Raw genomic sequence first — 26213 nt, 5'->3', positions numbered from 1 at the left:
AAAATTCCGCTCTGATGTACTACAAAAAACTCCCACCTACATACTCTCATAATCAAAAATATTTTTCTCTATTTCATATAAAGTATGATAAGCATCCATAAAGATAAAGCACAAAGGATAGCAAGCACTATACGAGTAGATAGTACCCTTACTTCGAAATCGGTTTTCTTGGATGGTTCAGGATATGCAATTACATAAATCCCTTTTAATAGTGCGAGCCATGCAATAAGTGTAATGAGTCCCTGCCAATTAAGTGTCCAAACATTATGTAGGATAACAGTACCTAACCCAAGGAAAATTGATAGAAAGCCATATATAATTCCAAATCCTCTGTCTTCTACCACTAATTTTTCTTCTCTAATTTTAATTTATTAACAATGTAAGATACCAATGTATTCAATGGAGTAATAATAGTCTTAGATGTTTTATACTCAACTTGCTTAGATGCATCAACCATAGATAATTGAGCAACAGAGATAAATTTCTTTTCATCTTTAATGATTTGATTTAAGAACTTTGTAACTTCTTGGTTGTATTCTTTTTTTAATCCTTTCATTATCAATTCAAAAACACTATTTATGACAACAACCTCTAAATCTAAAGATTTTTGAAGGCTATTAGCATGATGTTTAAGACGTTCTACTGTGCCTTCAACAGTTGCAGGATTTGTAAAAACAATTGTCTGAGGTTGCTGTATATTGCATATGTAATCAAAGAAAGGTACATCAATTTTAATAATTGGCACTGATATTAAGTCTTGGTCTTCATGTAAAATTGCAATATAATTTGTACAAGTAATAAGGATAGCATCAACATTACATTGAGCAATCCATTCTATTTGCTCTTTAACTTTAAATTGAGCATCTGATTCTTGAAATTTTTCATTGGATGTAACCTGATACATTAATGCCGGGTCAACAAAATGGATTAATTCAATGTTAAATGAGGTAAGTGCCTTTTCTATATATTCTATATTTGAATAATGGGCATGTAAGCATCCTAACCTTTTTCTCAAATCCATTCCACCTTTATTATATTTTCGCTTATTCTATCAGTATGCGAATCCACGTGTCTACTGAAATTGAGACCTTTTCTTACATTCTATAAAATGCACCTTTAACTGAACAATTTATTTTCACTAAATAGTTCCTTAATTGATTTTTTTAATAAATAAGGTAACAAGTAATTTTGCAAAATCTAGGATGCAGAGGATTTAAGTTATATTTTTTTGCATATTGAGCATGTTGATCTTTCCACTTAGGAATTAAGCCTGTGTGGACTTACTTTGACTCCAGACCTATTGCTAGTTTGTCAAACGTTTAAGGTAATCAAAATTTATAAAGATAGCGTATAAATTGAAACCAAAACATTCTTCCTTTTATTACAGATATTAAAAAATATGGTATAAAAATTCCATTTTATACCATATTTTCAAACAATTATTTTATTTATTAAGGAACTTTACTTCAGATCTTCACTTGTGTAAAAACCTTAAAAATTCTCTCCATAGAATTGCTTTCCTATCCTCTTCTTAATTTTGACGTCTAGAAATCAGCATTTAAACTAAACATGCTAATATTGATTTTGTGCGATTGTCAGTTACCTCATAATAAATTTCTAATCCTTTCCGAGTACCTGTAACCATTTTAGCAGCTTTTAGTTTAGATAAATGTTGACTAATTGTACTTTGAGGCATTTCCAAATCCCCATACATTGTTGTTACATTAGTAGGACCTTTTGCAAGCATTATTTTTACTAAAGATAGACGAACTGGATGCGCCAATACCTTTAACACCTCAGCGATTTCTTGAAACATTTCTTTTTTTTCTTTCATCTTATTTCTCCCCTTTTATATACATATTTATGTTATCCATATATATAATTCGAAGGTATATGCGTTTTTGTGTCCGTCATTTTAAAAAAATATAAAAAAACTTTAATCCGAAACTAAAAGATTAGCTTAACATAATGTCTCACTATTAATGATGAATAGGAATCTCGTTATAGAAACACCAGTTTTTATGCTACAACTCTACATTCAACTAACTAAAATCAATGAAAAAAAGAGCAGATAGTCTGCTCTCTTATGATGCCTCCTTATGTTCCGTGGAATGTTTAACACTCCCCATTCTCTTTAGTTTATTCCATCCTACCGCTACGCCTCGAATAGATGAGAATATAGATTTAATGACAACATAAGTCATAAATTGACGATAAATAAAGCGTTGTAAAATTAACCACACTAACGGTTTAGGGTCCTCTTTCTCTAATTTAAATGCAAACAGAGATGCAAAAAGGTCTAATAAAAAGAATACAAGATAAAACCCTAACACTTTTAGCGGATTGCTACCAAACAGCCCCATAATCATTAAAATATCTGCAAAAGGAGCAATGAATTGCAGAACATATTGGAATAACCACATGTTAGGCAATGCAATAAATCCTAACGTTTTATGTTTTGTATGAAACACTGCTTTTCGATGTTTCCAAAGACATTGGAGTGTACCATATGACCAACGATATCGCTGTTTAATGAGACTTTTCACATCTTCAGGTGATTCTGTAAAAGCATAGGCCTTTTCTTCATATACAATTTTATATCCTTGACGTAAAAATGTAATAGTAAGATCCGTATCTTCTGCTAATGTATCTTCGCTTAAATATCCAGATTCAACTACATTTTTTTTACGCCATGCTCCAATAGCTCCTGGAACTACTGTAATACAATTTAACTCATCAAAAGCTCTACGTTCTAAATTAAACCCGGTAATATACTCAACATGTTGCCAAGTAGTTAACAAGTTTCGTCTATTTCCCACTTTGACATTACCTGAAACTGCCGCTACATTCTGATTTTCAAAGTGTCTAATCATGAGAGAAATAGCGTCTTGCGCAATAATAGTATCCGCATCTAAAGTGACAATAATCTCTCCTCGAGATTGTTGAAACCCTAGGTTCATTGCCGATGATTTCCCGCCGTTTTCTTTCTGAATGAAACGAACTTTAGGGTGTTTATAAAATGTTTCTTGCATTACTTTTGACGTACCATCTGTCGATCCGTCATCCACAACAATAACTTCAAATTCTCCATACTTACTATCCAAAATTGAGCGAATTGTCTTAGCTATCACCTTTTCTTCATTATATGCTGCTATGACAACACTAACAAAAGGTTGGTAGGACGAATTAATAGAGCGAGATAACGTTTTTCTTTTTTGCTTCCATGCAAAATAAATTAAGAATAAGAATCGAAAAATCCCTAATCCAATAGCAATATAAAAAATAGTTGTTAATATATGTTTAAAGTATCCCGCCCCTGAAAAGACAGCTTTATTGTAAAGTAAATATTGCTCACCCTCAGAAGAAACTGGGGGCATAATTTCATCTCGTTCTTTATTCATTAAATCTGAAATTGTTACAAAACTATATCCATGCTTTTTAAGCTCTTTAATAATGATCGGCAACGCCTCTACCGTATGGGTACGATTCCCTCCCGCATCATGGAGAAGAATAATATTTCCCTCTCCCTTATAAACGGGATTAAGAGCACGCTTTACTAATTCATTAGTTGATGGTGTTGCCCAGTCCTCAGGATCCACTTTTTCTGCTACCATTGTATAGTTCATATTTTGTGCCCGTAAAATAGGCACTATTTCATTTGAGGAATCCGGGTTAGCATCCGCTTCGTATGGTGGCCTAAACAAAACTGTAGAATGCCCAGTTATTTCCTGGATCAGACGTTGCGTCGTATTAAGTTCTACTTTTGTTCGTAGTAAAGACGTATCAGCTACGTTAGGATGCTTGAAAGTATGATTGCCAATTTCATGCCCTTCATCGTATATTCTTTTTACAATACTAGGATTTAGTTGTGCGTTTTCACCAAGGACAAAAAAAGCAGCTTTTATTTTATTCTCTTTTAATATATCTAAAATTTCTGGCGTATATTTCGGGTCTGGTCCATCATCAAATGTTAATACTACTTGTTTCCCTTTCGGTTTTCCATATCGTTGCACTTCGTATGCAGATGGTAAAGATTGATATACTTCATCTGTAAGATAACCATCTTTGCCTACTTTAAAATCTCTCAATCCATTTTGCTTTTCATTCTCAATCTGTAAAATTTCACCTTGTCCAGAATAATTCACTTCATCTAAACTAGTGATTTTATGTAATACATCAGGATTTTTTTGTGCCTCAATCGGATTTTTTAAAACTTTCCATATTGTAGGATCTTCTGCTCCTAATCTCCATAACGCAAACCCCTTTGCATTGTTGTCCATTGCGATTTTCACTTGATTATAGAGAGTAACACTGTCTAAGAACCAAGCAGTATGTTCTTTCTCTCCTGTTTTATATCTAAAATAAGGATTTCCACTCATGTTATCCCATTGAATTTTCATATTGGAATCATTCGCCATTGTCATAACTTCTGAAAAAGTTAAAGACTTCGCAGGTTTTTTACTATTTATTTCCCAATCATATCCGTAGTTACCGAAAGCAACTATAAGTTTATTAGACGGAATATTCAGTTCATTCAATGTATGTTGGAACCACTTATTTGAAGCAATTGGTCCTGGTTCCCCCGCTCCATAGTGCTCATCGTACATCATTACAATCATACGATCTATTATTTTTGCTAATGCACCATAATCAAAAGCCTTATCATTAGCTGGAACATCTTGTGTAACGAGCAAATCATGTTTATGAAAGACCGTAGTAAGTTCTTTCATAAAATTTGTTAAGTTTTCTCTATCACTTTCAGGTACGGCCTCAAAGTCAATATTAATACCTGAAAACTGACTCTTTTTAACTTCGCTTACTAAATCATTAATAAATTTCGTCTTCACATCATTCGGCGAATTCAGTAACTTATGGATAAGATCACTATCAGGGCCAGAAGCTTTTTCTGTATAGTTAGTAAGTAACGGCATAATTTTCACATGATTTTTTTTTGCTAGTTTTACAATCTCAGGTTTTATCTCACTTCTAATCGTTAAATCTTCTTTTAAATGATACCATTCTGGTACTAACGTGGTTAATGAATTGATATTTTCTTTTAAAGACGCTGTACTATTTTCATCCCAGTTTACATAAAAACCATACACTTCTTTACGTTGTTTACTATCGTTTGTCGAATTCACCAAATTTTTATTATCCTTCATTTCGGTATTTGGCTTGAATTCTTCCTTCTTTAACTGCTCCTCACTAAGTTTTTGATTAATTGGTACAAGTTTCGTATCTTGTTTTACAGTAGGATTCATGTTTGGAATTTCTGGTGTTGAAAAAATACTTTGAAAGAAAAAATAAAATACAACACCTACACTAACTATTGAGATACATAGAAACCAAATAAAGGCTATGTTTCTCCTTCCTTTCGGATCATAAAAAACAGGTTTTTCTTTATCTTTCTCTTGTTGAATGTTTTTCTCCATTATATTTTTCACATACTCCTTCTTAATAGAACTATAGAATAATAAAGTGAAACTTTAATTAGCCTCACCAATCTAACATTTATAAGCAGCCCAACTCCCATCTAACTTCTTTGCCTTAGCTAAATTTTGAGATGGGAGTTTTACTGCCCACAATAGCGAGATAAATCCTTTTAGCTTTAAATTGAATCTCTCACTTCCATATTCTATTGATTCTTTTTTTCATTGCCTTGTTGGTGGCCCCTATTCTCTTGTTGAGGTCCTCTTCCGTTGTACCCTTGCTCATTCTCATTATTTCCTTGTTGAGGTCCTCTTCCGTTGTACCCTTGCTCATTCCCATTATTTCCTTGTTGAGGTCCTCTTCCGTTGTTTCCTTGCTCATTCCCATTATTCCCTTGTTGAGGTCCTCTTCCGTTGTTTCCTTGCTCATTCCCATTATTTCCTTGTTGAGGTCCTCTTCCGTTGTTTCCTTGCCCATTCCCATTATTCCCTTGTTGAGGACCTCTTCCGTTGTTTCCTTGCTCATTCCCATTATTCCCTTGTTGAGGTCCTCTTCCGTTGTTTCCTTGCTCATTCCCATTATTTCCTTGTTGAGGTCCTCTTCCGTTGTTTCCTTGCTCATTCCCATTATTTCCTTGTTGAGCTTCTCTACTGTTATTCTCCTGTTGATTCCTTCTATTTTCTTGCTGAGATCCTCTTCCATTGTTTTCTTTTATTTGCTTCGATGGCTGTTCCTCTGTTTTCTTTTGTTCTTTATGCTCTTGCTTCTCATACTTTTTTTCTTGTACGGGAGACAAATCCATTGTTGCATCAGGAGATGACTCCGGTTGCGATTGCACCTCTTCTTCGTTTTCCACCGGATTAGACGGCGTGGCAGGAGGCGTAAGCGATTTGTTCTTCTCATTCTCTTGCTTTATATAGACACCTGTGCCAATTCCAGCTTTTCTAGCATTCTCTCGTACTTGCATTGTGCTACTTTGATATTCAACTGTAATATGTTTTAGCTCATATTCTTTCTTTAATTCTTTCATTGCCTTTTCCAAAAGTGGTTCTAGTGCCTTGTCCTTTGCAACAGCTGTTAGCATAACTTGCTTATCATTCGTTAAATACTTATCCTCTTGACTTTGCTTTATAATAGTACGTATTACTTCTTGCAATTGTTTATTTTCCCATTGCTTCAATTCTTTTAAAATACGCCTTCCATCATCATTACAAGCCTGCAAATCTATAACACGAAAATCCTTTGTTACGCTCACCTCTAAACTTGGATTTATATCAACTGAGACGTAAGCAAATACTTTTTCTTCTGGTTGGTTGTAGAAAAACAGCACTGCAAATAGAAAACAAGCAACAAGTATTGATGCAGGCTTTAAAAAGGAAGGGATTGAAAAATACGATGCTTTTTGTTCTTGCTCATCAAATGAGATTTCTTCCCCGATTATGCAAGAATCCCCTTTTCTTTTACACGTAATAAACTCTCCATTTGGTGTTAAAACAACTACGCTATGCTTTTTTATATCCATCACAATTCCTTTATTCATCATGCTTCCCTCCCTTTATATAATCAAGAATGTATGTATAGTTGTTTGCAAAGATAATACACATTGCAATGATATATTTTCTATGACGCTCCAATGTTTTGCGACTTACCCTAACACGTGGTTCAATATGTTTAAGCGGTAACTTTTTCTTTCGGAACAGCTCTTCCATCATTTCCTCTTCTTTTATAATAATTTTCACAATTTCTATTAAGTGCTCACGTGTATCACGATGCTTAGGAGATTCTTTAGCAAGCTCTGAGAATGTGATTTTAAACTCAGCTAGCACACTTTGAAAATGAAGAATTTCCTCCTTACGGTTACTATTTTCCATCTCTTTCATATACTCCGTAAGCGACACTTGCATTTCTAACATTTCCTCTTGCTCATCTTCTTTTAAAAAGACAAAGTTATGTTTAGACTCCTTACGTATATAGTCAATTACATCTCTTTTTATAAGAAGATCAGCAAACGCTAAAAAGGATTTTCCTTTTGTATATGAATACTGTTCAATTGCTTCGTTAAACGCAAACAATCCAATGCTATATTCATCATCCTGTTCTGTAATATATCGGCGGCAGACAGATGAAATTGATTTTCTAATAAAAGGCTGATACTGTACGATAAACGCTTCTTTATCTTCTTCGTTGTTTTGTATGTTACATACGATATCTTCTATTTTCGGTTTTCTTAAGATCTTCATTACTAAACTCAACACTTGTAATCTCCCAACCTCCTTCAAATAGCAAAATGGCCACTGCACAAGTGACCATTTAACCAGATTTTCTTGGTACTTTTCTTCGGTCTTGTTTTCTTGCTGTTAATTATATTTTTCGAGTCTAACTTTTCCCAACGTTTTCTTAATGATTTTCCTTTTCTCTCAGCACTAAAGTTAAGTTTGTATTTTTATCTACTTTCTTATTTTCTACCGTTCGTTTTGCTTATTCTTTTTCTATTTTATCTGCAATTCTTGAATAACTCCCCTCTATATCATTGGTAATTTCATCCTTTTACTTTGGATGCCCACTTAATCTAGTAATTTTATTAATACTTCTATATTCTTTCATAGTCATTTTTCTTCTATTTATTTTCTTCACTATACATATTCGGAGGAATACATAGTTTTATGGGGGTCAAAAAATATTTTTATAAAAAATACATATTTATTTCAAAAATAAAAACCATCAATTTGAAAAAGGATAATCAAATTGATGGTTTTCTTATAATATCTATTAAATTAAGTTGGATTCTCATCATATCTAAAAAAAGTACTAGCTATCCTCTGCCGCTTTTCTCCACTTTTATCTTTCTTGGTTATCATAATATGTCTTATCTGCGTATTTTCTATCATTTCCTTTTAGATAAGCTAAAATTACTTTTGGATTTTTAAATAAAGTCCAGTCTCCATATGTATCAAATCTTCTGCATGAAGTTATCATTCCATTTTTAATAGTACCGAATTTCTTATTATTTTTCTTTCCCCACTCTTTTAAACGTTTTGCGAAATCTGCATCTTCTGCCATAAGCATGTTTTCATTAAATCCATTGATTGCCATAAAGTCTTTTCTATAGCACCAAAAAATCCCTACAGATATAGCTCCGTACTTAAAAAGTAAAGGGATTATGATTAACATTGCGGAGAGAAATATTCCTAAAGATATTCTTTCAAACTTCCCATTCACCCCACCACCAATGTATTTACCTGAAGCTAAATATTTATCTACATTAGACAACATAGACTCTGTCATTATCGTATCAGCGTCTATAGTAACGATTATTTCTCCACTGGCTATTTTAGCCCCTGCATTTCGAATTTTAGATAAGTTTTTATCGTTATTTTTCAATGTAATACAATTATAAGATTTTGCTATTTCCTCTGTTTTATCTGTACAACGATTTAAAACAACTATAACTTCCGTTTGCTCTTTATATGCCTCTGATGCCTTTGCAATTGAATCTAAACATTTTCTAATGTACTTTTCTTCATTGTGTGCAGGAATTATAATAGAAAACTTCATATCTTTTTTCAAATTGACTCCTGAAGATTCATTTGTCTCAGTCATAATATTCCCCCCTTATTTTATAAGGTTAATATCTACTATACATAAATTATATTAATATTTATTAGGTTATATTATAGAAACTGAAGGTAAAGAGGCTCTTACTGTCGACGTTCAAAAGCAAGACGTACAGCAAGCACCGTTAAAACACTTGCCATAAGCCAACGCTGTACTCGTAGCCACGTCGGGCGTGTGCCAAACCATTTTGCAATTTTACTTGCTGTACATACAATTACAAGGTTAACTATAAAGCTAACAGTGATTTGCGTAAGCCCCAAAACTTCACCTTGAAAAAGCAGCAATCCCTTCTCTGGATCTTAAAATTGAGGTAGAAGTGATACACACAAAATGGAAATATTTGGATTCGAAAGTAACCTATCCGTAGAGCTACTAAAACTACTACGAATAAAGCAAAGCAACATGTAATATTTCGAATCCACTTTTGTTTATCACCAAAATACCTTTCTATAAATATAGCGTTGATAGTAAGCATAAGAAATAAAACAAAGAAAGGCAGCGAGGTATAGGTCCATTTTTATCTTCATGGCTGGAATTATACTCCTTACCAAATTTCTAAATGAAATGTATAGCTGAGTAGTTACCTTATTTTTCAAAAAGACATTCTGGTTATTTCTTTTTCACTTCTTCTACAAATTCCCATGTCTCTCCGTTATCTTTTGATTGATAAAGTGCACTACTATCGCCATTGTAGTCTCCATCTGCCCCTTGTCCAACTAACATATTAAAAACCCCATCTTTCTCATATGGCATACTGGGAGAATCAAAAGGACTTATTGTGGACTGTGTATGATCTAATTTCACTTCATGCGGCGGATATTCTACCTTTTTGAAAGATACTCCCCCATCATCTGTACGATATAACTCTCCTTCATTACCAGAAGGCCTGATTGCTCCTAAAAACCCAAGTTTATCATTTATAAAAGTGATTCCTGATACACTACCAATCCCCCCATTAAATGGGTCTGGATTGATAACCTCCCATGTTTTCCCTTCATCACTAGTCTTGCTTAATGAATAAAAGGCGCTCCCTAATGCTTTATCTGTCATATTTAGTTTATAACCAACTTCTTTCGATAGGAAAAACTGTTCTTTTTCATTCTTTAAATCTTGTTGTTCCTTCTCTTTAAGCCTATCTTCTTTTGGAGGCGTCTTTGATTTACTCCAACTTGCGTCACTTATTAAATTATATCTAGCAGGGACTAGCTCTTTCTCTTTTCCAGGGACAAATATAGATACAGTATATCCAATGATATCAGAAGCTGCTTCTTTAAGACTCTGCTCCTTACCATCCTCAGTAATATTAATAATTCCCTCTGTATTGGATCCCCAATTTCTTTTTCCATAATAAATCAACCCATACTTACTTTCATTCCATTTTTTGACCGTTTGCTTAACTGGGATCGCCTTAACCGTTTTAATTAAAGGTTCTACTAATTTATCATCATTATAATCAGGCTTTGCGTATCCGTCTCGTATTATAGTAATATCTTCTGATTTCTTCTTATTATAAGAGATTAAATAAGTTTCTTCTTTCCCATCAACATTTTTCCCATAAACAAATGTATCAAACGCTGTGATTGTTCCATCTGAATGAAACGTAAGATCAAAATCAGTTGCCATATACAATTTCTTTGGCAAAGGATATTTTTTATTTATATCTTCAAAAATACCTTCTACTCCAGATTTATATATATTATTATGTTTAAGTTTAACTGACCTTTCATGTTTTAACTTTTCTATAAACCATGCCAATTTGCCATTGTAATTTATTGCACTTTTATAAATCTGCATCCCATAAAATGATGTAATTGCAACAATAACGATAATAGAAATGGATCTCCATGCTATTGAATTTGTTAATTTTTTAGATTTATATTCTCTATTTTTTATCACCCGCATTGTAGTAAATGTAGTTATGGATATAAAAAGTACTATACATAATAACAAAATGTAAATATTATAATTCATTCTTCCGTACTTACAGTATAAGGCCAACTCATAACAAAAAATCCCGTATACAATTATTAGTATTGGATTTGTTACTAATGACAGAAGTATCCTTTTTGTATTTTCTCTAAATATAGAAACCACTCCTAATTATATGAATTACTGATATTAAGTATACTTTATTGTAAAGTAACAAAAAAGCTATTTAATCTTGTCGCAAAAAATACAATAAACATATGAATATTATATTCATGTTAAAAAGGCCAACAATCCAAGATTGTTAGCCTCTACTTCCCATATTCGTATCTTTTATCACTTTACTTCCTTACAACTGGAATCCACATTTCACCAAACACTAAGCCGTTTCTTTTCCCCATCTCAACCGTCGTATTTGGTCCACCAACATAAGCAAACTCATTTGCATCTGGTAAAGCTTGACCGAAGGCGATGCCAGTCAACTTATTACTTAACTCTTCAGCTGTTTTGTCTTCCCCTTTTACTACTAAGTATTCTCCCCTCGGAAACTGAATCACTCTAGATTCTTCTTCTATTTGTGCTTCTGTCATGACACCCGCATAATACATCATTTTGTTATTCACCGCTTCGCTCACAGAAAAAATGTATTCATTTGTCGCTAAAGCTTTTAAAGTGTCCAGCCTTCCATCTTCTTTAACAGCCGACCAAAAGTCTTCCTTTTCTTTATTTATTCCAGCAAAGTCTGTGTACTCACTCTTAATTTCAGTTCCAATACCTAACACAATAAAGCTATCTTTTTCTTCTATAGTATAATTTTTCATATACAAAACCTGCCTCTTTTTTTATTAATCAAACGATTTATCTTTTCATCTGATACGTTTATAATATCTTTAAACCATGTCAAAAAATGATACTGTTTAGGAGACCAAAATGAAAAAAGTTGAACGGATTAATACAATTATGCGGTATATTAACAACCGCTCCCACTTTACAATTTCTGAAATCATACGAGAATTTAACATATCACGATCGACAGCTATTAGAGACATTAGAGAAATTGAAGCTATGGGAATGCCACTTGTCGCTGAAGTTGGGAGAACGGGTGGATATTTTGTTATGCATAATTCTATCCTGCCCGTTGTTCGCTTTACTGATAATGAAGTGAAAGCTCTTTTTATTGCCTTTATGGCTACGAGGAATCAACAACTTCCCTATCTAAAAAGTCGTCAATCTTTAGCTGAAAAACTACTAGGACTCATCTCAGAAACCCAGCAAGATGACCTCGTTCTTTTAAATCAACTCTTGCTGTTCCAAGGAACTAATCCTCATAATCCCGATCTACTTGAGCTTTCTGATCTCCCCCATCCTATGTTAGAAAAACTCATTCAAATCCTTCTTTTGGATAACCATTTATTGATTACCATTAAAGAAGATGAAGAAATTAAGTCTTATCCAATTTATCTATTACACCTTTATCAAGAAAAAAGCCATTGGATCATTGAAGGATTTGACTTAAAAGAAGAAAAGAAGTTAATGTTTCCTGTCGATGCTCTCATCAATATCGAACCGTACACGACGAATAAAAGGCTCAATAAGAAAAAGATTTTAGAAAAACTAAGTAAGAAGGCTGAAGCAATTAACCTTGTACTTGAACTTGGTCCGACAGCAATTGCCCAGTTCAAAAAATACCATCCTTTAAAAATTGCAATATCTTATACTAATCCTTACCAATCCACAGCCATTTTAAAAACTTTTATCAATGTTAACAATCCCGATGAAGTGACGGAAATAATAAATTGGCTGCTTTTTCTAGGGAAGGATATTAAAATCAAAGAAATACCCGATGAAGTATTAGCAGATTTACAAAAACGAGTGTGCTTATACATTCCATAAGCAGTGAGCCTCAAATATTAAGCTTTATCACTGGATAATTATCCTATTTTTAAATACCATTTCATTTACTACAATGAGAGCATGATAAATAATAAAAGCACGGAAAATCTCCCGTGCTTTTCTAAATATATATTATTCCTGAAGGTTTCGTTTATCTCGTTTCTTACCCTAACTGACGTTTAAATGCTTTACTGGCGAAAAAGTAAGAGATGACCATTATACCTACGCACCAAGAGAGTGCAATCCAAATATCGTTACCCACAGTTCCTTCATATAAAAGAGCACGAATCGCATTCACGATTGAAGTTACAGGCTGATTCTCTGCAAACGCACGAACAATTTTTGGCATCGTTTCGGTAGGCACAAAGGCCGAACTAATAAATGGAAGAAAAACTAGCGGGTACGAGTAAGCAGTCGCCCCTTCCATAGACTTCGCTTTCAATCCTGGAATGATAGCTAGCCATGTTAGCGCCAGCGTAAACATCCCAAGTATTCCAGCTACCGCGAGCCACTCTAGAATATTAGCACTGGAACGGAAACCCATTAATAATGCAACAAGAATAACCACCACGATAGTAAGTACATTAGCAACAAGAGAGGTTAAAACATGAGCCCACAATATCGATGAACGCTTAATAGGCATCGTAATGAAACGTGCCATCAGCCCACTCTTTACATCCGTAAAGAGTCGCACAGAAGTGTAAGCTACACCGGATGCGATAGCCATTAGCAAAATTCCCGGCAATAAATAATTGACGTAGTTATCTGTTCCTGTCTTTATAGCCCCGCCAAATACGTAAACAAATAATAGCATCATCATAATCGGCGTAATCGCTACTGTAATAATTGTATCCGGGCTGCGCATAATGTTACGCATTAAACGACCTAATAATACACCTGTTTTACTTTTCATTTACATCTCCTCCTTTTTGCCAATGATCGCAAGGAATATTTCTTCCAATGTCGGTTGCTTCTCGATATACTCCACTTTTGCCGGTGGGAACATCTCTTTCAGTTCAGTAAGAGTACCTGTCGTAATAATTTTTCCGCCATGCAAAATAGCGATACGGTCTGCTAGTTGTTCGGCTTCTTCCAAGTACTGGGTCGTAAGCAAGATCGTTGTGCCGCTACCGGCAAGTTCCTTGACTGTATCCCACACTTCGATTCGCGCTTCAGGATCAAGTCCAGTCGTTGGTTCGTCAAGAAAAATAACTGCTGGCGCCCCGATCAAACTCATCGCGATATCAAGCCGGCGCTTCATCCCGCCTGAATACTGATCTGCCCTTTGGTTTGCCGCATCAGTCAGGCTAAATCTTTCAAGCAAATTGTCAGCGACTTGAACGGGATTGGAAACACCACGTAACTTAGCGATCATTATCAAGTTTTCTTTCCCCGTCAACATGCCGTCTAAAGCTGCAAACTGTCCTGTCAAACTGATACTTTGACGAACTTGATCTGGTTGGCGCTGTACATCAAATCCACAAATGCTTACCTCACCGCCATCTTGCTTCATTAGCGTCGAAAGGATGTTGACCGTTGTTGTCTTTCCCGCTCCATTTGAGCCTAGCAGTGCGAAAATTTCGCCACGCTGTACATCAAAATCCACTCCCTTTAACACTTCTTTGTCTTTAAAAAATTTTTTTAATCCTTTTATAGAAATCGCTGCATTGCTCATGCTTTTTCCCCCTTACAAAAATAAATTACCTATACCCTCTATTTAGTACCACTGATATTCTGTAACACTTAGTACTGAGTTAAAAATATAACTGAATAGCGATGGCGGTAGTTCACATTTATGACCAGCTAATCAGTCGGTATTACGTATTGCATTTATTTTTTTCTCAATTTCTTCATAATACTTTCATTCAAATCTTCACGATATTTGGAGACATACGTTTTAGCGTTTGCCACTAGTTCGTCAGCAAAAGATGCCACATCTTCCCCAGTAATATCTAGCACTTGTCTACCTTCCGCTGCACCGGCTTCAAACAAATCGATTAATTCGTACTGAATGTGCAGCATATCCATCCCGTTTCCGGTCGAAAAATTCCACATATAGTTTTGAATTTTCTTAAACACAAACTGATAGTCCTCTGGCAGTGCTGCAACACGTGCCATCATCATTCTGTACTCTTTTTTATCACCGATTAATTTTTTGAATATTTCCAACATGTTATTTTCCTCCTTTTTATAAAGCAGAACAAGAAACTCTCCAAATATGAGCCGAAACATTTTATATTATGAGGCTAGTTTGACTTCAAGACGTTAATTTTTGACGATACAAAATCCCATTTTCTCCAAAATAGTTCAAGCTCCTGACGACCAGCTTCATTTAATGAATAAAACTTACGAGGCGGCCCCATATCTGATGGTTTCTTTTCAATATTCACAAGCTTTTTCTTCTCTAGTCGTACGAGAATGGTATACACCGTTCCTTCCACGACTTCGGTAAACCCAAGATCATTCAAGTGGCGAGTAATCTCATAACCATACGTTTCACGGCGGCTAATGATTTCCAACACACACCCTTCCAGTGAACCTTTCAACATTTCAGTTAAATTTTCCATGTTCTGATCCTCCTTTACCCCCTATTCTGTCTGACTTATATTCAGTATTACAGAGTACTAAGGCGAATTTTTCACTGAACAGTTTTTGTGAATTCGAACTATTCAGTATCACTTATTACATCTACATTGTATGACTAAGTAGCGATAGATGTCAACTGATTTTCAAATTTTTTCTAAAATCCGCTATTACCTATTGTCTGCTGAAAATATTTTGAGAAACAACACTACTCAGTATTGCTTATTACAAGTACATTGTATGACTGAGTAGCGATGAATGTCAACTCGATTTTTATATTTTTTTCTAAAATCAACTATTACCTATTCGATACAGTCTGTTTTCTTTTTTTAAATTTCCCCATACCTATCCCACTAAGAAAAGAAAATACCCCAAAATAAAAATTCTACATTTTTGTTTTGGGGCGCTATACTATACCAAAGTTAATGAATATGGCTAGCTCTTCTTATTTAATAAGACAGATCATTTTTTGTTACGATAACATCATAGCCATATCTTCTGCTGCATTTGTAATTAGTTTTAAACCAAATGTTTCTTGTAATACATCAAGCACGCCAGCTGAAATAAATTCAGGAGCCTTTGGACCGATGCGAATATCTTGAATCCCAAGACTAAATAGCCCTAGTAAAATGGCAACCGCTTTTTGTTCAAACCATGATAGGACAATACTTACTGGCAATTCATTCACTTCACATTGAAAAGCATCAGCTAAAGCAGCCGCTATTTTCACTGTAGAAATTGAATTATTGCACTGTCCTAAATCAATGTAACGCGGAATTTCCGTACCAGGTACAACACCGTAATCCACATCATTAAAGCGGAATTTCCCGCAAGAAGTTGTTAAAATAACCGTTTCTGGCGGAAGTGACGTTGCTAATTCACGATAATATTCTCCGCCTTTTCCCGGTGCATCACAACCGGCGATAACAAAGAAACGCTTTATTTTCCCTTTTTTTACTGCGTCAATAATTTCTGGAGCTAATGATAATACTGTATTATGATGAAACCCTGTCACTAACTGTTCATCCGACTCCATATGTACTTCTGGAAGTTCTAGCGTTTTTTGAATTAACGTTGTAAAATCATCATTTTCAATTTTTTGTACACCTTCTAAACCTGCAATGTCATATGAAAAGAATCGATCAGAGTACGAGCCTTTAATTGGCATAACACAGTTCGTTGTAGCTAATATGGCACCAGTAAATTTTTCAAAAAGGCGTCTTTGATCATACCATGCCTTACCGATGTTTCCTTTTAAATGTTTATATTTTTTCAGCTGCGGGTATCCGTGTGCTGGTAGCATTTCAGAATGCGTATAAATATTAATGTCTTTTCCTTCTGTTTGCTTTAATAGTTCTTCTAATGCAATTAAATTATGGCCCGTAACTACAATTGCTTTACCTTCTACACGATTTTGTGTAATTTGTACAGGTTCTGGCACACCAAAATGATTCGTATGTGCCTCATCCAATAACTCCATCACCCGTAAAGCTGATTTCCCAACTTTCATAGCCATATCAATATGCTCTTGTTCGTTAAAATTAGAATTTGTTAATGTCATATATAAAGCTTCTTGTGTTGTAGCATCTACAAATGCATCCGTATACCCTAGCTGAGCAGCATGTGTGCGATAAGCTGCAATTCCTTTTAGCCCAAACACAATCGTATCTTGTAAACTCGCAATCGTTTCATTCTTACCACAAACACCCATGACTTTACATCCGCCTGTTGGCGTTTGTTCACATTGATAACAAAACATATCATCCCACCCTCTCCCAATCATTCATTACACCTTAAGCATAATACCCATTGAAAAAAAGTGATGTGATATCAATCACAATAATATATAAAGATTTGTGACAGTTCATATTGTTGACATAATATTTTTATTGACACTAAAAAATGTACATTAGTGTGCACACATCTTTCGATACTTTTAAATAGCTAAATAATTAATTTGGAGAAATATATACAACGAAAATTTTTTGAATCCTTATACAAATAGTTGCAATTCATCACATATGAAAATAGACATACAAAAACGCCATCCTTTTCTATCATTCAATAGAAAGAATAGCGTATTTTTTATTTTAAGAAACTATCATTTTTTATTAAAGCCTTTATTGTAAAGCTTTTTATTTACAATACATTTACACTATCTTAACATTACTTACATTATTTATATGATATATTTATATAGAAACTACTTAAGAAATTTCATATACATTTTATCTTTATGATCTCTTATCTAATCAATAAAAAGATCATGTTATATTTTTATAACAGGGGTGAATTAGAATGACTGAAACTTTAAAAACACTTATAATGCTTGATGCTACTTACGTTGTTATAGCAATTATGACAGTTCTAGTATTTGTATACTTGGAATTAAAATCTCAGTAATACATGCTGGCGTAATCGACAGATTCAGCATTTAAATATAGTTAGAAGAAAGAGAGGAGAAAATTATTTCTCCTCTCTTTTGTATTTCTACAATTTCTTATTTTAATAAATCCAATGTATGTAAAAGTAATCCTCTGTCTCCTACTTCTCCATGACCAGGTACTACCGAATTTATATTTCCATATCGCTTCAGCACATTCTCAATCGATGTAGACCATTCATTTACGTATGCATCCGCAACATTTCCTAAATCTTTTGCTTCCGCAGATTTCACTAAACAGCCTCCAGCTAAAATTTGATATTGTGGCAACCAAACAACAATATTATCTTCTGTACGTCCTTTCCCTGGATGGAACGTTTCTACTTTTGTATTGCCAAACTTCAAACTCGTAATTGTTTGTAAATCTCCAAGCGGCTCTTCATATCCATTTTTCTTTGCTAATTCTGCAGTTAATGCTGTACTATGCGCTTTAATACCTCTTTCTTTCAACGTTTTTATTCCGCCAATTCGATCAGCGTGCGCATGTGTAATAATGAAATCCGTTACGCGCTTCTGAAATTTCTTTTCTACCATTTCTATTAGTTCCTTCGTTAATTTGTCGTCTCAATCTGAAACTCCACAATATTCATACTTAATCTCCCCTCATTACAAATACTCCATTTTTCTATTACATTTAAAATCAAAATTGTATTTTGTTAAATTATAACATTCAGACTATAATTTATTTATAGCCCATTAACGGAGGTGTTTGCAATGACTCTCTTCGCTTCACCATCATTATTCATAGTAGCAATCATTTCATTTGCACTAGCTTATTTCATCGGGGTAAAACAATACACTTGCCTCTTATCAGGATTCAACGAACGCCGCGTGCTTGATAAAGTGACACTATCAAAAATAGTAGGTCTTTATAATTTAATTGCTGGTGTCATTGCGACAATCGGTAGTGTCTTCACTACTCCTAATGCCAAAATCTTATTTCCTATCATTATAATTGGACACGTTATAATCGCGGCTTATGTAAATACACGCATGGTGCAGTGAAAAAGATCACCCAAATGGGTGATCTTTTTTATAATTTATCAACATATTGCTTCGCTTCTAGTAAGGAAAAACCAAAAGCTTCTCTTACTCTCTTAACTGCTGTAATTTTTTTGCCTTCTTCTACAAGCTGGCGTAGTTCTTTATTAATTTCAGGTTCTCTTTCTACAATTCCCAATTCTTTCGTAATTAATTGTAATCTATCTTCAATTCTCTTTAAACGCGCATCATTTTTCTTTTCAATTGTAGTTAATTTTTCAGCGATATAAATGAAACCAAAGGCTACTATCGGTATAACCATCCAGAATTCCATGAATGTTCCCCCTTACTAACTTTCATTTGTTTTATTTCACTGACTTATCAGCTTTAGTCATTGAAATCATTCATTCCTTACAAGGAAAGGGCAAACTAAAACTTTCTCAAAAATTAGTACTAGACATGATTTCTCCTCAAGGTTGCTCAAAATGGACTGGATTAGGTGTTTTTCTAGATGATTCTAATGAAGAATTACAGATTTATTCACTCGGATGGGGCGTCGGATTTCAATGTATGATGGTTTGTTATCCATACTGCGGGAATGGCGCTGTTATTATGACCAATTCCGATTTAGGTGTTCATCAAATGGAAGGGATCATTGGTGAGGTTGTAAAAACGTTATCCTTATAATGAAAATAAAGAAGCTGTTCCTTCCAGCTTCTTTATCTATATAACATTTTTCGCAACAATTTTTATATGTTCTGGTGCGATAATTTCCGTTATACTTTCCTGGAAATCTTCATGTAACATTTCTTCCAAATGTTCTAACTGCACTTCAACATGAGTGCATTCTAAATTATGTATATTTAATAGTGCATAATGATCTTTTTTCTTAATTACTAAATATTGATTTTCCTCTGTCACAAGTACAGAACCTAATCGGACTCCTAGTAAGCGTTGATCATCAAACTTCATAATTACTTCTCCTTCCCTTATATAAACGAAACTACAATGAAAATAATTACATTTATGGAAAAACACACTTATTTAGACTATATCATAATTTACTAAAATATAAATATCATTTTTCCTTTTAATAAAGTGAAACTTTAATCAGTGGAGGCCTTACTGTCCGTTAATGTGGGATGAAAATCCCTATTTTTTCATATATTTCGATACAAAAAACTTTCTCAATATGAAATTTGAATTTTCAGTTTTTAATTCTATGAAAATCTATTATAATAAAGTTAATAAATGTTTGACCTCTCCTAATTCATGTACATATGGATGATCAGTAGTTATTGCTACTGATCTATTTTTTTGATTTCAGAAAGCAAATATACTGCATCCTTTCCTACACCACAAATAAGCGCAGAGCCTCTTTGAGATTGCCACGGCAATCCGATATAATACAATCCTCTTACTGGACTAACTCCCTTTATATGATTAGGAAACCCTTTCTCATTCACTGCCTGTTCAATTTCAATCCAATTATAATTTTGAACAAAACCAGTTGACCATATAACGCTTTCTGCACTATAAATATCACCATTCTGAAACATAATATTATTTCCTGATGCACTTACTACTTTTTCTTGTAGTTTGATTGCTCCATTACGAATAAGTTTCTTACCTTCAAAACCGAAAATTGGGTCCTTTCTCTTCTGAAACCATCTTCCCCTCTTTGTATTTATTTCAGCGTACAATAAACCCACTTTTTCTAGCAGATTAAAAATACTTTTTCCAAAAAGTTGTAACGGTAAAAACGTTAAGGAATGACTAATAGACACCGTAACTTCATGCGTTTTTGCAAGTTCTACTGCGATTTGCATTCCTGAATTTCCGCCACCTACTACAAGTACCTTCCCCTGTGGAATTTGCGATGATGATCTATATTGTGATGAATGTATTTGAAAAATATGTGGTGAAAGATTTTCTGAAAACGAGGGAATAAATGGATGCTGAAAACCACCTGATGCGATAATAACTTTTTTCGTTTGTAAAATTTCTGTAGGAGTATGTAATTCAAATATTTCTTTTTCTTTCTTTATTTTTAGAACTTCCGTTTGTAATTGTACCGGTAATTGAAAATGTCTTGCATATTCTTCTAAATAAGTTGCAATTTCATCTTTATGTGGAAATTCATTCCTTGCTCCTTTTAATATCCTACCTGGTAAACTACTATATTCACTCGGTGTAAAGAGCCGCAAAGAATCATATCTATTTCTCCATGAATCACCAATTCGGTTTCCTGCCTCGAGTAATAAAAAATTATATCCTGCCTGCTTCAAGTAGTATCCTATTGTCAATCCCGCTTGACCAGCTCCAACAATGATTGCATCTAACATCTTTTCCCTCCTCCTTACAACAAATGAATATATGCTCATTTGTTCATGTATTTTATCATACGATTTATTTTTCAATAATTCAATCTGTTTAACAACATGAAAAAGAGCAGTTCACTACTTTATGAACTACTCTTCATTCCATTTACCACGTAACTACACTACTTAACCCATGAATATTTGTATATGAATCCTTTCTACTCCGACAATTTTTCCTCATAAAATATAATTCTATTTAAAAACGGATCAATCACAGTTAATTCAATTGTACCCCAAGGTGTTTTTTCTATATTCGGCTTCGAATAAACATATTCTTTACTTAATAATACAGAATGATAATCCTTTACATCATCTATTTTGATCCGAATCGCACCACCTGGTGAGGCATCACCATGATGTTCTGATAAATGTATCACAGTATCATCTAACGAAATTTGTATATATAATGGCATATTTTCCTCATACCGATGTTCCCAATCCAGTTTAAATCCTAAAAAACCTATGTAAAATAGTTTTGCTTTTTCAATATCAAAAATTCTAAATATAGGTGTAATCATTTATAACTTCATCTCCTATTTATAAACATCCGCAGCCAATTCCCTCAAAACATCCACGTTTACTACTTCATAGCATCCATCGTTCTTCTTTATTATCTCTTTATCACAAAAAATATTTAATGTACGTAATAGGTGCCGATAACTCGTTCCTAACAATTCAGCTGTTTCCGTTAAATTCCCACTAAACACAATTCTATTTTCATGCTGAACTGCTCGTTCTCCTGCTGCTAACATGTAACTCGCAAGTCTATTTTCAAGTGGATATAGTAAATTAATAGTACTATTTTTTGAAAGTCGGTTTAATTTATGTGCTAACGATCCGCAAATACATCGTAAAAATTTCGCATCATGAAATAGTTGATTTCTCACTTTTCCTAAAGGTAAACCAACACAATATGAATCTGCCATTACTTGTACGTTTGAAGCAGTCTTTTGAGAATGAATTAACTCCACATCTCCTAACAACTGCAAACTATCATAAAAGCATAATAATACAGATTTCCCATTACTTAATGTATTAAACGCTTTCGCTTTTCCTTCAACGAAAAAATATAAATAATCTATCTCTTCATTTTCTCTACAAATAAACTCATTCTTTTTAAAAAATATAAGTTCCATATACGGTTTCATATCATGACTAAAAAATGAATCAATATTATTTTGTTTCATATACTTTGCTAATTTAATTGAATTACATACTTTCTTCATAGTTCCCCCGCCTTTACCACTCATCCCCATTGTAATCAAAATTTTCTTCTTCCACTATGACATATGTCATAGTAATACACAATTTCAGCATGATACAGTCATTACAAATATGAAAATTAAAGGGGATATTACATTGTATAACTTTCTTTCTGTCTTTATTGGTGTGCTCATCGCCGTTATGCTTCCACTGAATGGGATTTTATCTGAGTTAATTGGGAAGTATACAGCAAGCGTTGTCATTCACCTTGTCGGTTTAATTGCAGTTATCTTCATTTTAATCATAAACAAAAATAAAATTCATTTTGATAAAGGTATTCCGCTTTTTTTATATAGCGCTGGAGCGATTGGAGTATTCACTGTTCTTTTTAATAATATAAGTTTCTCCGTCCTCGGTGCCTCTATTACGATCGCATTAAGTTTACTCGGTCAATCTATCGCTTCCATCGTTATTGATCATTTCGGCTTATTAGGAATGAAAGTTGCAAAGTTTGAAAAGAAAAAACTAATTGGATTATGTTTCATCTCTTCCGGAATTATAATCATGACAATTTATTAATGGGGGCAAAAATATGTTATATATTACGATCGCTATTTTAGCTGGTGTTTCTATCGTCGTTGCTAGAATTATTAACGCGAATTTAGCAAAGGAAATTGGAAACTGGGAAGGCACGTTTTTCAATTATATTACTGGATTATTTTTCTCTATGTTATTTTTAATTTTCAGTTCAGATTCATTGTATATCCCTATTCATACGTTGCAATCTATTCCTATCGCCGTGTACTTAGGCGGATTAGTAGGCGTTATCGTTATTTCATTATCCAACTATATTACTCCTAAAATATCAGCCTTTTATTTAACATTACTCATCTTTATCGGACAATTATTTGCGGGGACTATTATTGATTTCTTCCTGACAAATGAACTCTCTATCGGTAAAGTTATCGGTGGCATTTTCGTATTAATTGGGCTCACTTACAATTTACTCATAGATCGCCCGATAAAAACTGTGAAGCATAACCAAGTTCAACTATAATACTTTACACTTACCTATCATATATTAATAGAAAAGCTCTTCACACAAAGTAATAGAGAGGAGAAAATCCTATTAAAAAAATTATTTTATTGTTAGGTAGCGTATTAATTATTTCTGGAATTGTATGGTTTGTAAACTCGGGAAAATCTATTCAAGATCTGTATACTGCAAATAAGCCGAAAAAGAAAGCTACTATTATTTCAAGCTCGCGAGATCCAAATGAGCCTCCTGTTTTTTTAGGAAAACAGGAAATAAAAGATATACATGTCGAATCAATTAAAACCAAAAAGGATATCTTTCTCACAAAAACAGATGAATTAAAAACGTTTATTAACAGTATGAATACCGCAAAAAAAGGCAAATTAGCATTAGATGAAGAAGGATCAGACTTAATAGATTGTGATATGTGGATTACTTTCGAAGATGGAACTTATAAAAAATATTTCATATGGGTAGTTGATCATCACAGCAGCGAAGTGATGATTGCTCAGCAAGATACTCCTGATGATGTAAACCTTACGTACTATCAGTTAAACGAAGATAGTTCAAAAAAAGTTTATAATTTATTTGAAAAAATTATTTAAACGAAAAAGTCATGAGCACGCGAACTCATGACTTTTTGCACTATATATACTCCGGGAACACTCTACAACCCTTTTCCTGCTCTATATCATGACCAAAGAAAACAATTGGTTTCTCTTTCGCCACAACTCCTTTTAAACGTTTAATTGAAGATAAAGCTAATTCTGGATCAAATCCTGCGAACGGCACTTCATCTTCAAAATTCTCTTTCGTGTACGATGCATCAATCGTTAATAAAACTGAACCGGATTGCTCCGTCTCAATGAATAGCGACTGATGGCCTGGAGAATGACCTGGCGTATACAATAATTGAACACCTGGTACCACTTCATAATCCCCTTCAATAATTTTGTAGTTCAAATGCGGTAATATACATTCTTTCATATATTCTTCTCTATGAAGTGCTGCCTCATATTCCGTTCGCTGCACAATAATCGGTGTATTTGTAAAAGCACCGTTTCCTCCTGCATGATCAAAATGTAAGTGAGAGCTAATAATATATAAAAGGTCGTCTGGCTCATACCCTACACGCTTTAATATATTCACGATTCTATCTTCTTCAGTCATTTTCGGTAAAATCTGTCCTTCAACAAATGTACCGTTAAAAAGCCCTTCATTATTAACTGCACTTTCTGGCATACCTGTGTCTACTAAAATAGGACCTTCTTCCGTCTCCAGAAGATAACACCACACCGGCAAGTTTAATAGTTTCCCTGGTGTTAACGCACTGTTAACAGACGAATGATCCAACATGCAACGACCTGCTGAGATGAAATAAAGTTTCTTTACTGTCATTATGTATCCACCTTTACATTTAGTTTTGGATAAAGTAATACCGTAAAAAATTCTTCTTTTTAGAAATAAACTCCTTCTAGACTATCAGTACAGCTTACATAAAAAAGAGGGTATTTTTTTACATAGCAGTATTTCACCATCTATAATATAGAGGTAAATGATTCTTACTTTAATGGAGGGATTACAAATGAAAGCAATTGGTTTACATGAATACTTACCTATTGAAGAAGAAAACAGTTTAATTAATCTGGAAATTGAAAAACCTGTTGCCACAGGAAGAGATATACTCGTGAAAATTAACGCTATTTCCGTTAACCCAGTTGATACAAAGGTCCGCTCTCCGAAAGATAAAAAAGAAGATGCACCAAAAATACTTGGCTGGGATGCTAGTGGTGTTGTTGTACAAACTGGCGAAAGTTGTACATTATTTAAAGAAGGAGACGAAGTATTTTACGCTGGAAGCATTACGAGACAAGGTACATATAGTGAATATCATTTAGTTGATGAAAGAATTGTCGGTAAGAAACCAAAAACGTTACATGATGCTGAATCCGCCGCAATTCCTTTAACAGCGATTACAGCATGGGAAGGTTTATTTGAACGTTTAGGCATTGATCATACTAAAAAAGATACGAACTCATTTAAAAACATTTTAATTATCGGCGGAGCTGGTGGTGTCGGTTCAATCGCAATTCAACTTGCGAAATGGGCTGAACTAAATGTAATCGCAACTGCTTCCCGCGGCGAAACGATAGACTGGGTTAAAAAGCTTGGAGCTGACCATACAATTGACCATCATACCCCTTTAAAAGAGCAATTACAAAGCCTTGGATTCAGCGATGTAGATTATATTTTCTGCTTAAACAATACAGATCAACATTGGCAAGCAATATGTGACCTTATTAAACCACAAGGCAAAATTTGCTCTATCGTAGAAAATGAACACCCTCTTGAAATGGGTATTTTAAAAAGTAAAAGTGCTACACTCGTTTGGGAGTTTATGTTTACAAAAGCGATGTATGAAACTGGCGATATGATTACGCAGCACGAACTATTAAATAAAGTAAGCGAACTACTAGATGAAGGCATTTTAAAGACTACTTTAAATGAAACATTCACACCAATTAACGCTGAAAACTTAAAGAAAGCACATGCACTACTTGAAAGCGGGCACACCATAGGGAAAATCGTATTAGAGAAATTTTAATCATGATAGTGACAGATAGTATGTGAAATTATATTAACGATTTTTCGAATATATCTATCATAACGTACAATATATCAACGATTTTTCAAATATATCTATCACAAATCAAATTATATC

At 33.9% G+C, this 26213-nt stretch carries 25 protein-coding genes and 5 pseudogenes; 7 read left to right on the top strand and 23 right to left on the bottom strand.

The window, feature by feature from the left end; all coding sequences use genetic code 11:
• Nucleotides 1–68 precede the first annotated feature (68 nt).
• From AC0OM3_RS08690 to AC0OM3_RS08640, 11 genes and pseudogenes are all read right to left on the bottom strand, one after another.
• Nucleotides 69–353, bottom strand: a pseudogene (locus tag AC0OM3_RS08690) (hypothetical protein); the annotation flags it as partial.
• Entirely contained in the window at nucleotides 344–1021 is a 678-nt protein-coding gene (locus AC0OM3_RS08685; RefSeq protein ID WP_003302066.1) for a hypothetical protein, read from the bottom strand. The gene AC0OM3_RS08685 and the pseudogene AC0OM3_RS08690, both read right to left, overlap by 10 nt.
• Before the next feature lie 537 nt (nucleotides 1022–1558).
• On the bottom strand, nucleotides 1559–1834 hold the full coding sequence (locus AC0OM3_RS08680) for an ArsR/SmtB family transcription factor (RefSeq protein ID WP_000660065.1): 276 nt from the start codon (nucleotides 1832–1834) through the stop codon (nucleotides 1559–1561).
• Between the two features lie 250 nt (nucleotides 1835–2084).
• Entirely contained in the window at nucleotides 2085–5432 is a 3348-nt protein-coding gene (locus AC0OM3_RS08675) for a trifunctional glycoside hydrolase family 18/polysaccharide deacetylase/glycosyltransferase family 2 protein (RefSeq protein WP_061884429.1), read from the bottom strand.
• 203 nt (nucleotides 5433–5635) lie between these two features.
• Complete coding sequence (locus AC0OM3_RS08670) at nucleotides 5636–6973, bottom strand: anti-sigma factor domain-containing protein (RefSeq protein WP_131250814.1); 1338 nt, start codon at nucleotides 6971–6973, stop codon at nucleotides 5636–5638.
• On the bottom strand, nucleotides 6963–7685 hold the full coding sequence (gene sigI, locus AC0OM3_RS08665) for an RNA polymerase sigma factor SigI (RefSeq protein ID WP_002181307.1): 723 nt from the start codon (nucleotides 7683–7685) through the stop codon (nucleotides 6963–6965). The genes AC0OM3_RS08670 and sigI overlap by 11 nt, the downstream gene beginning before the upstream one ends.
• A gap of 583 nt (nucleotides 7686–8268) precedes the next feature.
• Nucleotides 8269–9030 carry a glycosyltransferase family 2 protein gene (locus AC0OM3_RS08660; RefSeq protein WP_000141001.1) on the bottom strand — a complete coding sequence of 254 codons (762 nt, stop codon included), beginning with the start codon at nucleotides 9028–9030 and terminating at the stop codon, nucleotides 8269–8271.
• A gap of 98 nt (nucleotides 9031–9128) precedes the next feature.
• Nucleotides 9129–9398: pseudogene (locus AC0OM3_RS08655) on the bottom strand (LysE family translocator); the annotation flags it as partial.
• Nucleotides 9395–9547 (bottom strand): annotated as a pseudogene (locus AC0OM3_RS08650) (DUF3963 domain-containing protein); the annotation flags it as partial. The pseudogenes AC0OM3_RS08655 and AC0OM3_RS08650, both read right to left, overlap by 4 nt.
• A gap of 107 nt (nucleotides 9548–9654) precedes the next feature.
• Entirely contained in the window at nucleotides 9655–11139 is a 1485-nt protein-coding gene (locus AC0OM3_RS08645; RefSeq protein WP_074593070.1) for a WD40/YVTN/BNR-like repeat-containing protein, read from the bottom strand.
• A 173-nt stretch (nucleotides 11140–11312) separates the two neighbouring features.
• Nucleotides 11313–11792, bottom strand: a complete 480-nt coding sequence (locus AC0OM3_RS08640; protein WP_000801038.1) for a GyrI-like domain-containing protein — start codon at nucleotides 11790–11792, stop codon at nucleotides 11313–11315.
• Nucleotides 11793–11901: 109 nt separating this feature from the next.
• On the opposite strand from AC0OM3_RS08640, the gene AC0OM3_RS08635 reads away from it, so the two are divergent.
• Entirely contained in the window at nucleotides 11902–12864 is a 963-nt protein-coding gene (locus tag AC0OM3_RS08635) for a helix-turn-helix transcriptional regulator (protein ID WP_000755056.1), read from the top strand.
• A gap of 163 nt (nucleotides 12865–13027) precedes the next feature.
• On the opposite strand, the gene AC0OM3_RS08630 is transcribed toward AC0OM3_RS08635, so the two are convergent.
• From AC0OM3_RS08630 to bla, 6 genes and pseudogenes are all read right to left on the bottom strand, one after another.
• Entirely contained in the window at nucleotides 13028–13777 is a 750-nt protein-coding gene (locus AC0OM3_RS08630; protein ID WP_474211449.1) for an ABC transporter permease, read from the bottom strand.
• Nucleotides 13778–14539, bottom strand: coding sequence for an ABC transporter ATP-binding protein (locus tag AC0OM3_RS08625; protein ID WP_474211446.1), 762 nt, complete (start codon nucleotides 14537–14539; stop codon nucleotides 13778–13780).
• 155 nt (nucleotides 14540–14694) lie between these two features.
• Entirely contained in the window at nucleotides 14695–15036 is a 342-nt protein-coding gene (locus AC0OM3_RS08620) for a DUF1048 domain-containing protein (protein ID WP_000889650.1), read from the bottom strand.
• 74 nt (nucleotides 15037–15110) lie between these two features.
• A complete protein-coding gene (locus tag AC0OM3_RS08615; RefSeq protein WP_000429484.1) occupies nucleotides 15111–15431 on the bottom strand; it encodes a PadR family transcriptional regulator in 321 nt (106 codons plus the stop codon).
• 488 nt (nucleotides 15432–15919) lie between these two features.
• Complete coding sequence (gene hcp, locus AC0OM3_RS08610; protein WP_474211440.1) at nucleotides 15920–17206, bottom strand: hydroxylamine reductase; 1287 nt, start codon at nucleotides 17204–17206, stop codon at nucleotides 15920–15922.
• A 741-nt stretch (nucleotides 17207–17947) separates the two neighbouring features.
• Nucleotides 17948–18454, bottom strand: a pseudogene (bla, locus tag AC0OM3_RS08605) (subclass B1 metallo-beta-lactamase); the annotation flags it as partial.
• Between the two features lie 150 nt (nucleotides 18455–18604).
• On the opposite strand from bla, the gene AC0OM3_RS08600 reads away from it, so the two are divergent.
• Nucleotides 18605–18895, top strand: coding sequence for a DUF3784 domain-containing protein (locus tag AC0OM3_RS08600; RefSeq protein WP_000171767.1), 291 nt, complete (start codon nucleotides 18605–18607; stop codon nucleotides 18893–18895).
• Nucleotides 18896–18923: 28 nt separating this feature from the next.
• Here the strand turns inward: AC0OM3_RS08600 and AC0OM3_RS08595 are convergent, their stop codons facing one another.
• Nucleotides 18924–19205: a hypothetical protein gene (locus AC0OM3_RS08595; protein WP_000397727.1), complete on the bottom strand. Its 282-nt coding sequence runs from the start codon at nucleotides 19203–19205 to the stop codon at nucleotides 18924–18926.
• A gap of 38 nt (nucleotides 19206–19243) precedes the next feature.
• On the opposite strand from AC0OM3_RS08595, the pseudogene AC0OM3_RS08590 reads away from it, so the two are divergent.
• Nucleotides 19244–19558, top strand: a pseudogene (locus tag AC0OM3_RS08590) (serine hydrolase domain-containing protein); the annotation flags it as partial.
• 36 nt (nucleotides 19559–19594) lie between these two features.
• Here the strand turns inward: AC0OM3_RS08590 and AC0OM3_RS08585 are convergent.
• From AC0OM3_RS08585 to yeiL, 4 genes are all read right to left on the bottom strand, one after another.
• Nucleotides 19595–19843 (bottom strand): hypothetical protein, encoded by a 249-nt coding sequence (locus tag AC0OM3_RS08585; RefSeq protein WP_000666947.1) that lies wholly within the window; start codon nucleotides 19841–19843, stop codon nucleotides 19595–19597.
• A 329-nt stretch (nucleotides 19844–20172) separates the two neighbouring features.
• On the bottom strand, nucleotides 20173–21216 hold the full coding sequence (locus tag AC0OM3_RS08580) for a flavin-containing monooxygenase (RefSeq protein ID WP_474211437.1): 1044 nt from the start codon (nucleotides 21214–21216) through the stop codon (nucleotides 20173–20175).
• A gap of 194 nt (nucleotides 21217–21410) precedes the next feature.
• Entirely contained in the window at nucleotides 21411–21770 is a 360-nt protein-coding gene (locus AC0OM3_RS08575; protein WP_000632389.1) for a glyoxalase superfamily protein, read from the bottom strand.
• 15 nt (nucleotides 21771–21785) lie between these two features.
• Nucleotides 21786–22478, bottom strand: coding sequence for a transcriptional regulator YeiL (yeiL, locus tag AC0OM3_RS08570; RefSeq protein WP_151522765.1), 693 nt, complete (start codon nucleotides 22476–22478; stop codon nucleotides 21786–21788).
• A 109-nt stretch (nucleotides 22479–22587) separates the two neighbouring features.
• On the opposite strand from yeiL, the gene AC0OM3_RS08565 reads away from it, so the two are divergent.
• The 3 genes from AC0OM3_RS08565 (at nucleotide 22588) to AC0OM3_RS08555 (ending at nucleotide 24096) form a co-directional block, all read left to right on the top strand.
• Nucleotides 22588–23034 carry a DMT family transporter gene (locus AC0OM3_RS08565; protein ID WP_046945728.1) on the top strand — a complete coding sequence of 149 codons (447 nt, stop codon included), beginning with the start codon at nucleotides 22588–22590 and terminating at the stop codon, nucleotides 23032–23034.
• A gap of 13 nt (nucleotides 23035–23047) precedes the next feature.
• Nucleotides 23048–23512, top strand: coding sequence for a DMT family transporter (locus AC0OM3_RS08560; RefSeq protein ID WP_000965812.1), 465 nt, complete (start codon nucleotides 23048–23050; stop codon nucleotides 23510–23512).
• Between the two features lie 89 nt (nucleotides 23513–23601).
• On the top strand, nucleotides 23602–24096 hold the full coding sequence (locus AC0OM3_RS08555; protein WP_151522763.1) for a YhfM domain-containing protein: 495 nt from the start codon (nucleotides 23602–23604) through the stop codon (nucleotides 24094–24096).
• Between the two features lie 40 nt (nucleotides 24097–24136).
• Here the strand turns inward: AC0OM3_RS08555 and aiiA are convergent, their stop codons facing one another.
• The gene (aiiA, locus tag AC0OM3_RS08550; RefSeq protein WP_474211434.1) at nucleotides 24137–24889 is read right to left on the bottom strand and encodes a quorum-quenching N-acyl homoserine lactonase AiiA; all 753 of its coding nucleotides are present in this window, start codon (nucleotides 24887–24889) and stop codon (nucleotides 24137–24139) included.
• Nucleotides 24890–25076: 187 nt separating this feature from the next.
• Between aiiA and AC0OM3_RS08545 the strand changes: the two genes are divergently transcribed.
• The gene (locus AC0OM3_RS08545; protein ID WP_061884432.1) at nucleotides 25077–26096 is read left to right on the top strand and encodes a zinc-binding alcohol dehydrogenase family protein; all 1020 of its coding nucleotides are present in this window, start codon (nucleotides 25077–25079) and stop codon (nucleotides 26094–26096) included.
• Nucleotides 26097–26213: the final 117 nt, after the last annotated feature.

This window comes from Bacillus sp. FAU20, from assembly GCF_056033865.1.
This window is presented reverse-complemented; position numbering and strand designations above follow the sequence as displayed.

What these genes read in the sequence shown, in the direction of transcription:
- AC0OM3_RS08680 (WP_000660065.1), bottom strand. Translation starts at nt 1,834, where the DNA reads ATGAAAGAAAAAAAAGAAATGTTTCAAGAAATCGCTGAGGTGTTAAAG.
- AC0OM3_RS08670 (WP_131250814.1), bottom strand. Translation starts at nt 6,973, where the DNA reads ATGATGAATAAAGGAATTGTGATGGATATAAAAAAGCATAGCGTAGTT.
- AC0OM3_RS08675 (WP_061884429.1), bottom strand. Translation starts at nt 5,432, where the DNA reads ATGGAGAAAAACATTCAACAAGAGAAAGATAAAGAAAAACCTGTTTTT.
- AC0OM3_RS08625 (WP_474211446.1), bottom strand. Translation starts at nt 14,539, where the DNA reads ATGAGCAATGCAGCGATTTCTATAAAAGGATTAAAAAAATTTTTTAAA.
- hcp (WP_474211440.1), bottom strand. Translation starts at nt 17,206, where the DNA reads ATGTTTTGTTATCAATGTGAACAAACGCCAACAGGCGGATGTAAAGTC.
- AC0OM3_RS08565 (WP_046945728.1), top strand. Translation starts at nt 22,588, where the DNA reads ATGAAAATTAAAGGGGATATTACATTGTATAACTTTCTTTCTGTCTTT.
- aiiA (WP_474211434.1), bottom strand. Translation starts at nt 24,889, where the DNA reads ATGACAGTAAAGAAACTTTATTTCATCTCAGCAGGTCGTTGCATGTTG.
- yeiL (WP_151522765.1), bottom strand. Translation starts at nt 22,478, where the DNA reads ATGAAGAAAGTATGTAATTCAATTAAATTAGCAAAGTATATGAAACAA.
- AC0OM3_RS08660 (WP_000141001.1), bottom strand. Translation starts at nt 9,030, where the DNA reads ATGACTGAGACAAATGAATCTTCAGGAGTCAATTTGAAAAAAGATATG.
- AC0OM3_RS08630 (WP_474211449.1), bottom strand. Translation starts at nt 13,777, where the DNA reads ATGAAAAGTAAAACAGGTGTATTATTAGGTCGTTTAATGCGTAACATT.
- AC0OM3_RS08620 (WP_000889650.1), bottom strand. Translation starts at nt 15,036, where the DNA reads ATGTTGGAAATATTCAAAAAATTAATCGGTGATAAAAAAGAGTACAGA.
- AC0OM3_RS08685 (WP_003302066.1), bottom strand. Translation starts at nt 1,021, where the DNA reads ATGGATTTGAGAAAAAGGTTAGGATGCTTACATGCCCATTATTCAAAT.
- AC0OM3_RS08600 (WP_000171767.1), top strand. Translation starts at nt 18,605, where the DNA reads ATGACTCTCTTCGCTTCACCATCATTATTCATAGTAGCAATCATTTCA.
- AC0OM3_RS08595 (WP_000397727.1), bottom strand. Translation starts at nt 19,205, where the DNA reads ATGGAATTCTGGATGGTTATACCGATAGTAGCCTTTGGTTTCATTTAT.
- AC0OM3_RS08585 (WP_000666947.1), bottom strand. Translation starts at nt 19,843, where the DNA reads ATGAAGTTTGATGATCAACGCTTACTAGGAGTCCGATTAGGTTCTGTA.
- AC0OM3_RS08575 (WP_000632389.1), bottom strand. Translation starts at nt 21,770, where the DNA reads ATGATTACACCTATATTTAGAATTTTTGATATTGAAAAAGCAAAACTA.
- AC0OM3_RS08545 (WP_061884432.1), top strand. Translation starts at nt 25,077, where the DNA reads ATGAAAGCAATTGGTTTACATGAATACTTACCTATTGAAGAAGAAAAC.
- AC0OM3_RS08635 (WP_000755056.1), top strand. Translation starts at nt 11,902, where the DNA reads ATGAAAAAAGTTGAACGGATTAATACAATTATGCGGTATATTAACAAC.
- AC0OM3_RS08560 (WP_000965812.1), top strand. Translation starts at nt 23,048, where the DNA reads ATGTTATATATTACGATCGCTATTTTAGCTGGTGTTTCTATCGTCGTT.
- AC0OM3_RS08580 (WP_474211437.1), bottom strand. Translation starts at nt 21,216, where the DNA reads ATGTTAGATGCAATCATTGTTGGAGCTGGTCAAGCGGGATTGACAATA.
- AC0OM3_RS08640 (WP_000801038.1), bottom strand. Translation starts at nt 11,792, where the DNA reads ATGAAAAATTATACTATAGAAGAAAAAGATAGCTTTATTGTGTTAGGT.
- AC0OM3_RS08615 (WP_000429484.1), bottom strand. Translation starts at nt 15,431, where the DNA reads ATGGAAAATTTAACTGAAATGTTGAAAGGTTCACTGGAAGGGTGTGTG.